This window comes from Nonomuraea sp. NBC_00507 (assembly GCF_036013525.1).
Lineage (GTDB): Bacteria > Actinomycetota > Actinomycetes > Streptosporangiales > Streptosporangiaceae > Nonomuraea.
Window position 1 is genome coordinate 12,034,939 of sequence record NZ_CP107853.1, and the last position, 9,590, is coordinate 12,044,528.

1 protein-coding gene is annotated in these 9,590 nt (G+C 73.4%); it reads right to left on the reverse strand.

Annotated elements, in window-relative coordinates; genetic code table 11:
• Positions 1 to 32: 32 nt before the first annotated feature.
• On the reverse strand, positions 33 to 9,557 hold the full coding sequence (locus OHA25_RS57030) for a type I polyketide synthase (RefSeq protein ID WP_327585125.1): 9,525 nt from the start codon (positions 9,555 to 9,557) through the stop codon (positions 33 to 35).
• Positions 9,558 to 9,590 lie beyond the last annotated feature (33 nt).

The window sequence follows — 9,590 nt, forward strand, 5'->3', positions numbered from 1 at the left end:
TCGTCCTTTCAGAGGTGAACAACGACGGAGGTTCAGCACGCGACCTCGGCGAGCAGGTGCTCGGCCAGCTCGGCGGGAGTCGGGTACTCGTAGACCGCGTCGGCCGCCAGCTCGATGCCGGTCAGCTCGCCGAGCCGGTTGCGCAGCTCCACGGCGGCCATCGAGGAGAAGCCGAGGTCGAAGAACTCCGCGTCGTGCTCGACGGCGTCGGGCAGCGGGAACCGCAGGACCGCCGCGGCCTGGCGGCGTACCAGGTCGAGCAGGATCCCGAGGTGCTCGTCGCCCGGGCTGCCGGCCAGCAGGCGGCGGAACGCCGCGACGCCGTCGATGAGGTCGTCGGAGCCGTCCTGCCCGCCCGCGGCCTCAGGGATCTCCTCCAGCAGGCAGGAGTTCGCGGCGAGCGCGGCCCAGTCCGGGTCGGCGACCACGAGCGTCCGGTCCCCCTGGCGCAGCGCGTGGCGGATGGCCGACACGGCGTCTGCCGGCTCTTTCAGGCCCACCGCCGCCGACAGCGCGGGCAGTCCCGCGGCGTGCCGACCGGCCGTCAGGGCGTTGAAGTACTCGAACGTGGCCGCGCCCTCCTCGCCCCAGGCGGCGGCCGCGGGTGCCAGGAGCACGAAGACGGGCAGCCCCGCCGAGCGGGTGCGTTCGTCCAGCGCATCGGCCTGCTCCGGGGCCGTGCACACGACGGCGGTCAGCGGCGCGCCCACCGGCAGCAGGTCGTCCACGGCGTGCACGACGACGCCGGGCTCGCCTTCGAGACCCGCGGCGGGCTCGGTCAGCACGACCCGGTCGGCGCCGTTGCGTGCGGCCCACCTGGCCAGCTCTTCGGCGGTCTCGTCGAGCGGTCCTGCCAGCAGGACGGTGCCGCCCGGCCGCCAGTCCGCGCCGAGTGCCGCCCCTCGCGTCGGGGCTGGGCGGAGCCTGCGGGCGAAGGCGCCGCCGGACCGCACGGCCACCTCGTCCTCGCCGGTCAGCCCGGACAGCGCGCCGCACAACCGGCGGATGATCTGCTCGTCCAGCCTGGCCGGAAGGTCGATCAGACCACCACCGCGCAGCACCCCTTCGCGGGCCTTGGTCCGCAGGGCTCCCCAGGACCGCGCTCCCTCCGGCGCCGCCGTGCCATCGGACGGCGTCACCTGGATCGCGCCCTGAGTGATGAACCAGACCGGTGCGGAGCCCTGCGGAACGGGCGGCATCGCTGCTCCTTCGGGCAGCAGGCACACGATGCCGGCGGCGCCGTCGTCGGAGTCCGGCATCGCGGAGAGCACGACGATGTCCGCGCCGTGACCCGCGAGCGCGGCCGGCAGCGCCTGATCCGGCGTGAGCCCGGCGGCCGGAGCCTGGTCCCGGGTGGCGCCCTCAGCGACCAGGAGCCACTTCCCCGTCAGGGCCGGGGCGGGGAGGTTGGTGAGGGGCCGCCAGCCGAGTTGGTAGCGGACCTCCCCGTGGTCGGCCCCGTAGTCGGCGCCGCGCAGCCTGGCGAGGGCGGGCAGCAACTCGCCGAGGGTGGCGTCGGTGCCCAGGCCGAGCACCGCGAGCACCCCGTCCAGGTCCTCGCGGGCCACGGCGTCCCACAACTCCTGACCGGGCCGCGCGGCCTCTTCTGGCCGGGGCGGGTCCGGCCAGTAGCGCTGCCGCTGGAATGGGTACGTCGGCAGCGGCACGGTCCGCGCGCCTCCCCCGATCATCGTGCCCCAATCGACGGCCAGCCCGTGCACGTGCGCCTGGGCCAGGGCCTCGAGCAGGGTGGTGGTCTCCGCCCGGTCCCGGCGCAGCACCGGGGTCACCACCCCGGTCCAGCCGTCCAGGCAGTCGGTGACCATCGCCGACAACACCGCGTCCGGCCCGAGCTCGAGGAACGTCGTGACGCCCTGCCCCTGCAGGGTCCGCAGTCCGTCGCAGAAGCGCACGGGCTGTCGCAGGTGACGCGCCCAGTACTCGGGCGAGGTCAGCTCCTCGGCAGTGGCCGGCTCGCCGGTGACGTTGGAGACGATGGGGATCTCGGGCGGCTGGAACGTCAGCCCGCGCGCGACGCTGAGGAACTCCTCGAGCGCGGGCTCCATCAGTGGCGAGTGGAAGGCGTGGCTGACGGACAGCCGCCGGGTCTTGTGCCCGTGCGCGGCCAGCCGCTCGGCCAGGTCGAGCACGCTCGCCTCGTCGCCGGACAGGACCAGGGAGGCCGGCCCGTTGAGCGAGGCGATGCTCACGCGGTCGTCGAGCCCGGCCAGCAACGGCAGCACGTCCGCCTCCGCCGCGCCCCGGACCGAGACCATCGCGCCCCCTGGCGGCAGCGCCTGCATCAGCCTGCCGCGGGCGGCCACGAGCGTGACCGCGTCGTCCAGCGACAACACGCCGGCGACGTGTGCGGCGACGAGTTCGCCGATCGAGTGGCCGGCCAGGAAGTCGGGGCGCACGCCCCAGGCCTCGAGGCAGCGGAATAGGGCGACCTCGACGGCGAACAGCGCCGCCTGGGTGTAGCGCGTCTGCTGGAGCAGATCGGCGTCGCCGGTGATGACCTCGTGGAGGGGCCGGTCGAGGTGCGCGTCGAAGCGGGCGCACACGGCGTCGAATGCCTCCGCGTACGCGGGGTGTGCCGCGTACAGCTCCTCCCCCATGGCCAGCCGCTGACTGCCCTGACCGGTGAAGAGGTACGCGGTCCTGCCGCGGGTGGCCGACCCCGTGACCACGTTGGGCACGGGGGCGCCGGCCAGGGCGGACTCCAGCCCGGCGGCGAGGTCCTCGCGGGTGGCGCCGATGACGATCATCCGGCGTTTGAACGCGGCCCGGGTCGTGGCCAGCGACCAGGCGATGTCGGCGGCCGCTTGATCCGGCCGGGTCGTCAGGTGCTCGCGCAACCGGCGGGCCTGGATCTTGAGCGCGTCCGAGGTCTTGGCCGTCAGCACCCACGGGATCAGCGGGCCCGCGGGCCCCGCTTCCGCTCTGGCGGGCTCGGGCGGCGCCTGTTCGAGGATGATGTGGGCGTTGGTGCCGCTGATGCCGAAGGAGGAGACGCCGGCGCGGCGCGGCCTGCCGGTCTCCGGCCATGGCGTGGCCTCGGTGAGCAGCCGTACCGCGCCCGCGTCCCACGCGACATGCGTGGTCGGCTCGTCCACGTGGAGGGTTCGCGGCAGCAGGCCGTGCCGCATGGCCATGACCATCTTGATGACCCCCGCGACGCCCGCGGCGGCCTGGGTGTGGCCGAGGTTCGACTTGACCGAGCCCAGCCAGAGAGGCAGGTCCTCCTGCCGGTCCTGGCCGTATGTGGCGACGATGGCCTGGGCCTCGATGGGGTCGCCGAGCGTGGTGCCGGTGCCGTGGCCTTCGACGGCGTCGACGTCGGCCGTGGTGAGCCGCGCGTCGGCCAGGGCCTGCTCGATCAGCCGCTGCTGCGAGGGGCCGTTGGGGGCGGTGAGCCCGTAGCTGGCGCCGTCCTGGTTGATCGCGCTGCCGCGGACCACGGCCAGGACCTGGTGGGCGTGGCGGCGGGCGTCGGAGAGCCGCTCGACCAGCAGCAGTCCGACACCCTCGGCCCAGCCGGTGCCGTCGGCGGCCGCGGCGAACGACTTGCAGCGGCCGTCGGTGGACAACCCGCGCTGCCGGCTGAAGTCGACGAACACCGAAGGGGTGGACAGCACGGTGACGCCGCCGGCCAGGGCGAGCGAGCACTCGCCGCGCCGCAGCGCCTGGATCGCCCAGTGCAGTGCCACCAGCGAGGACGAGCACGCCGTATCAATGGTGATCGACGGCCCCTCGAAGCCGAAGGTGTAGGAGATGCGGCCGGAGGCGACGCCGGCCGAGATGCCGGTGCCGACCAGACCTTCGAGGTCGTTCCCCGGGTTCTGCAGGTGCATGCCGTAGTCGTGGTACATCAGCCCGACGAATACTCCCGTGTCGCTGCCGCGTACGGTGGCCGGGTCGATGCCCGCGTGCTCCAGCACCTCCCAGGAGCTCTCCAGCAGCAGGCGCTGCTGGGGGTCCATGGCCATGGCCTCCCGGGGCGAGATGCTGAAGAACGCCGGGTCGAACGCGGTGGCGTCGTAGACGAATCCGCCCTCGCGGGTGTAGGTCGTGCCCGGGTGTTCCGGGTCGGGGTGGTAGAGCTCGTCGAGGTTCCAGTTGCGGTCGGCGGGGAACACCGACATCGCATCGCCGCCCTCGGCGACGAGGTCCCACAGCTGGTCGGGGCCTGTGACGCCGCCGGGGAGCCGGCAGCTCATGCCGACGATGGCGATCGGCTCCTCATCGCGGGCCCGGGTCCTGGCGGACGCGGTCTGCTGGGGCGCGTCCAGGAGCCGGGTCTTCAGGTACCGCACCAGCCCGACGGGCGTCGGATAGTCGAAGACCAGCGTGGCGGGCAGCCGCAGCCCAGTGGCCGCGTTCATCCTGTTGCGGAACTCGACCGCGGTGAGCGAGTCGAATCCGGCCTCGTTGAAGGGGCGGTCCTGCTCCACGGCGCTCGCGTCGCGGTAGCCGAGCACGGTCGCCACCTGGCCGAGCACCAGGTCGAGCAGGACCCTGGCGTGCTCGTTCACGGGCATGCGGGCCAGGCGGTCGCGCAGCTCGGAGGCGGCCGCGGGGTCGGCGCCCACGACGCGCCGCCTGGATGTGGGAACGAGCGCCTGCAGGATCGTGGGCAGCGCACCGAACTGGGCGGCGACCCGCAGGCTGCCGAACTCCAGCCGGATCGGCACCAGCGTCGCCCGTTCCCCGGCGCAGGCCGCGTCGAACAGCGCGAGACCGTCGGCGGTGGACAGCGGGGCGACGCCGGTACGGGCCAGCCGCGCCCGGTCGGTCTCGCTGAGCGTCCCGGTCAGGCCGCTGGCCTGCTCCCACAGGCCCCATGCCAGGGAGACCGCGGGCAGGCCGAGCCGCCGGCGCCGCTGGGCGAGCGCGTCGACGAAGGCGTTGGCCGCCGCGTAGTTGCCCTGGCCGGGACCGCCGAAGACGCCCGCGGCCGAGGAGAACAGCACGAACGCGGTCAGCGGCAGGTCCTTGGTCAGCTCGTGCAGGTTCTGTACGGCGTCGGCTTTGGCCCGCAGCACGGTGTCGATCCGCTCGGGCGTCAGGGCGGCCAGGACGCCGTCGTCCAGGGAGCCGGCCGCGTGGACGACGCCGGTGAGCGGGTGCTCCGCCGGAATGGCGGCCAGCACCGCTGCCAGCCCCTGCCGGTCGCCGGCGTCGCACGCGGTGACGGTCGCCACCGCGCCCAGCCGTTCCAGCTCGGCCACCAGTTCGGCGGCGCCTTCTGCGTCGGGGCCGCGGCGGCTGGTCAACAGCAGGTGCCGGATCCCGTGCTCGGTCGCCAGGTGGCGGGCGACGATCCCGCCGAGGGTCCCGGTGCCGCCGGTGATCAGTACGGTGCCGCCGGTGTCCCATGGGGCGGGGCCGTGCCCGGTGGCGGGGTGGCGGGCCAGCCGCGGCACCAGGGCCTGGCCTGCGGCCAGCGCGATCTGGGGTTCGCCCGAGGCGGCGGCGGCGGGGAGCACCTGCCACGATTCCTCGGTGCCGTCGAGGTCCAGGAGCACGAACCGGCCGGGGTTCTCCGACTGCGCCGAGCGGATGAGACCCCACACGGCGGCGCCCGGCAGGTTGTCTCCTGCACCGGCCGGCCGGGCGTCTCCGGTGGCCGCTGCTCCCTGGGTGACCAGGACCAGGGGGACGTCGGCGTAACGGTCGTCTTCGAGCCAGGACTGGGCGGCGGCGAGCGCTTGGCTGGTCGCGGTGCGGGCCCCGGCGGCCGGGTCCTGGCCGTCGCCCGTCGTGCACAGCAGGAACGCCAACTGGGGCACGCCTCCGGTGGGATCGATCATTTCCACCCGCGCCCCGCCGGCTTCAAGCGCGGCTCTCAGCCGTGGGTCGTCGCCGCCGACGATGGCGTAGTGCGCGCCATCCTGCGCCGGGACAGGTTGCGGCGGCGCGGCCACCCAGTCGAGGGCGAAGAGCGCGTCCCGCAGCGGGTCCACGCCTCCCTTGAGGTCGCCGGCCGCCATGGGACGCACGACCAGGGAGTCCACGGAGGCGACGGGTGCCCCGTTGGCGTCGGCGACCTCGATCCTGACGGCGTTCGGCCCGGCGGGCGTGAGTCGTACGCGCAGGGTGGCGGCGCCGGTCGCGGTCAGCCGCACGCCGGTCCAGGCGAAGGGCAGGACGGGCCCGTCGGCGGGCTGCGCGGAGAAGAAGCTTCCCACGGCGAGCGGCTGCAGGGCCGCGTCGAAGAGCGCGGGGTGCAGTCCGAATCCGCCGTTCTCCGTCCCGTCCGGGAGGGCGACCTCGGCGAACAACTCCTGGTCGCGGCGCCACACGGTACGTACGCCGCGGAAGGCGGGGCCGTAGTCGACGCCGACGCCCGCCATCAGGTCGTAGACGTGGTCGGCGGGCACGATGGTCGCGTCGGCGGGCGGCCAGGAGGCCTCCCCGAAGGCGGCCGTGCCGGTGTCCTTGGTGAGGCAGCCGACGGCGTGCCTGGTCCACGGCTCGTCGTCGAGGCGGGCGTGGATGGTGAGCTGCCGCCGTCCGTCCTCGTCGGGGGCGCCGACAGCGACCTGCACCTGGACACCGCCGCGTTCGGGCACCGGCAGCGGGGCCTGCAGGGTGAGCTCCTCCAGCAGGTCGCAGCCGGCCTCGTCGCCGGCGCGGATGGCCAGCTCGACGAAGGCGGTGCCGGGCAGGATCACCTGGCCGTTGACGGCGTGGTCGGCCAGCCATGGGTGGGTCTTCAGCGACAACCGCCCGGTCAGCAGCACGCCTTCCGCGTCCGCCAGCGACACGGCGGCCGCGAGCAGGGGGTGTCCGGCGGGGCCGAGGCCGACTTGGGCGAGGTCGCCGTTGGCCTGCACGGTCTTCGGCCAGTAGGGCTCGTTCTGGAACGCGTAGGTGGGCAGCTCAATCGTCCGTGGCCGGGCGGGGGCGTACACCTGGGCCCAGTCGACGTCGGCGCCGCGTACCCATAGCTCGGCCGCACTGGTCCACAACCGTCTCAGGCCGCCGTCGTCGCGGCGGAGGGTGCCGGCCACCACCGCCTCTTCCAGGGTCTCACGCAGGCCGATCTGCAGCACCGGATGCGCGCTCGACTCGACGAAGAAGCGGAATCCCTCCTCCGCCAGTGCGCTGACCGCAGGGGCGAACCACACGGTCTGCCGGAGGTTCTCATACCAGTACGCCGCATCCGCCTCGGCGCCGGTGAGCCAGCAACCACGCACCGTCGAATACCACGGCACCTGACCGGCCCTAGGCGCCACAGGAGCCAGAAGCTCGGCGAGTTCCTCCTGAAGGTGTTCCACATGCGCCGAGTGCGAGGCGTAGTCCACCTCGATCCGCCGAGCCCGCACGCCGTCCGCCTCACACGCGGCCAGTAACTCCTCCAGCGCGTCCACATCACCCGACACCACCGTCGAGGCCGGGCCGTTGACCACCGCCACCGACACACGCCCATCCCAGCGCGCGATCAGCTCGGCCACCTCAGCCGACCCCAGCGGCACCGACACCATCCCGCCACGCCCCGCCAGCGCCACAATCGCCCGGCTACGCAAAGCCACCACCCGAGCGCCGTCCTCCAACGACAACGCACCCGCCACCACCGCAGCGGCGATCTCCCCCTGCGAATGCCCCACCACCGCAGCAGGAACCACCCCAACCGACCGCCACACCTCCGCCAACGAGACCATCACCGCCCACAACACCGGCTGGATCACATCCACCCGGTCAAACCCCTCACCACCCCGCAACACACCACTCAGCGACCAATCCACGAACGGAGCCAACGCCGCCTCACACTCCGCCACCCGCGCAGCGAACACCGGCGACGACTCCAGCAACTCCACCCCCATCCCCACCCACTGCGACCCCTGACCGGGGAACACCAGAACCGTCTTACCGCCTGCCCCGGCCACGCCCGCCACCACGCCGGGCACGTCCACGCCCTCGGCCAGCCCACGCAGGCCGGCCAGCAACTCGTCCCGGTCCGCGCCCACCACCACGGCCCGGTGATCGAACGCCGACCGGCTGGCCGACAGTGACCAGCCGGTGTCCGTCACATCAAGCTCGGGGCGCGACTCCGTCCACGAGGCGAGACGCGCCGCCTGGCGCCGTACGCTGCCGTGGCCGCGCCCCGACAGCACCCAGGGCACCACCGGCAGTCCCTGGGAGGAGCCCGTCTCGGCGGGCTCCTCTGCGGGAGCCTCTTCAATGATCACGTGCGCGTTGGTGCCGCTCATGCCGAACGACGACACGCCGGCCCGGCGCGGTTCGGCGCCCGCGGGCCAGGGACGGGCCTCGGTCAGGAGCTCGACCGCGCCCTTGGACCAGTCGATGTGCTCTGAGCGCTCGTCGGCGTGCAGGGTCGCCGGCATGACGCCGCTGCGCAGCGCCATCACCATCTTGATGACGCCCGCGGCGCCGGCGGCGGCCTGGGTGTGGCCGATGTTCGACTTCACCGATCCCAGCCACAGGGGCCGGTCGCCGTCGCGGTCCTGGCCGTAGGTGGCGATGAGTGCCTGCGCCTCGATCGGGTCGCCGAGTTCGGTGCCGGTGCCGTGCGCCTCGACGACGTCGACCTGGGTGTGCACGAGCCTCGCGTCGGCGAGGGCCTGGCGGATGACGCGCTGCTGCGAGGGGCCGTTCGGCGCGGTCAGGCCATTGCTGGCGCCGTCCTGGTTGATCGCGGAGCCGCGGACGACGGCGAGCACCGGGTGCCCGTTGCGGCGGGCGTCCGACAGCCGCTCGATCAGGAACACGCCCGCTCCCTCGGCGAGGGCCATGCCGTCCGCCGCGGCGGAGAACGCCTTGGAGCGCCCGTCCCTGGCCAGCGCGCGCACGCGGCTGAAGCCGATGAACGTGCCTGGGGACGACAGCACGGCCACGGCCCCGGCCAGCGCCAGCGAGCAGTCGCCGTTGCGCAGAGCGCGCACCGCCAGGTGCAACGCCACCAGGGACGACGAGCAGGCCGTGTCGATGGTGACGGCGGGGCCCTCCAGGCCGAGGGTGTACGAGATGCGGCCGGACACGACGCTGGTGGCGACGCCGGTCATCAGGTAACCCTGCAGCTCCGGCGGCGCCTGCATCATCAGGGTGAGGAACTCGGAGCTGTTGGCGCCCACGAACACGCCGGTCCTGCTGCCCTGCAGCGTCGCCGGGTCGATGCCGGCCCGCTCGATCGCCTCCCACGAGGTCTCCAGCAGCAGCCGCTGCTGCGGATCCATGGCGACCGCCTCACGCGGGCTGATCCCGAAGAACCCCGGATCGAACTCGGTGACATCCCCCACGAAACCGCCCTGGCTGACGTACGAGGTGCCGAAGGCGTCAGGGTCGGGGTTGTACATCGACTCCAGGTCCCAGCCACGGTCGTCCGGGAGGCCGGAGATGGCGTCGGTCCGGCCGGAGACGACCCGCCACAGGTCCTCGGGGCTCTGGACCTGACCGGGGTAGCGGCAGCCGATGCCGATGATCGCGATCGGCTCGTGGTCCTTGTCCTCGGCCGCCCGCAGCCGCTTCCTGCTGTCGTGGAGCTCGGTCGTCACGCGCTTCAGGTACTCGACGAGCTGCTCTTCTGTCGCCATCTGTGTTGCCTTCCTAGCCGTCGCTGAAGCCTG

Excerpts from the sequence above, each read along its gene's own strand:
- OHA25_RS57030 (WP_327585125.1), bottom strand. The coding sequence starts at position 9,557 with ATGGCGACAGAAGAGCAGCTCGTCGAGTACCTGAAGCGCGTGACGACC.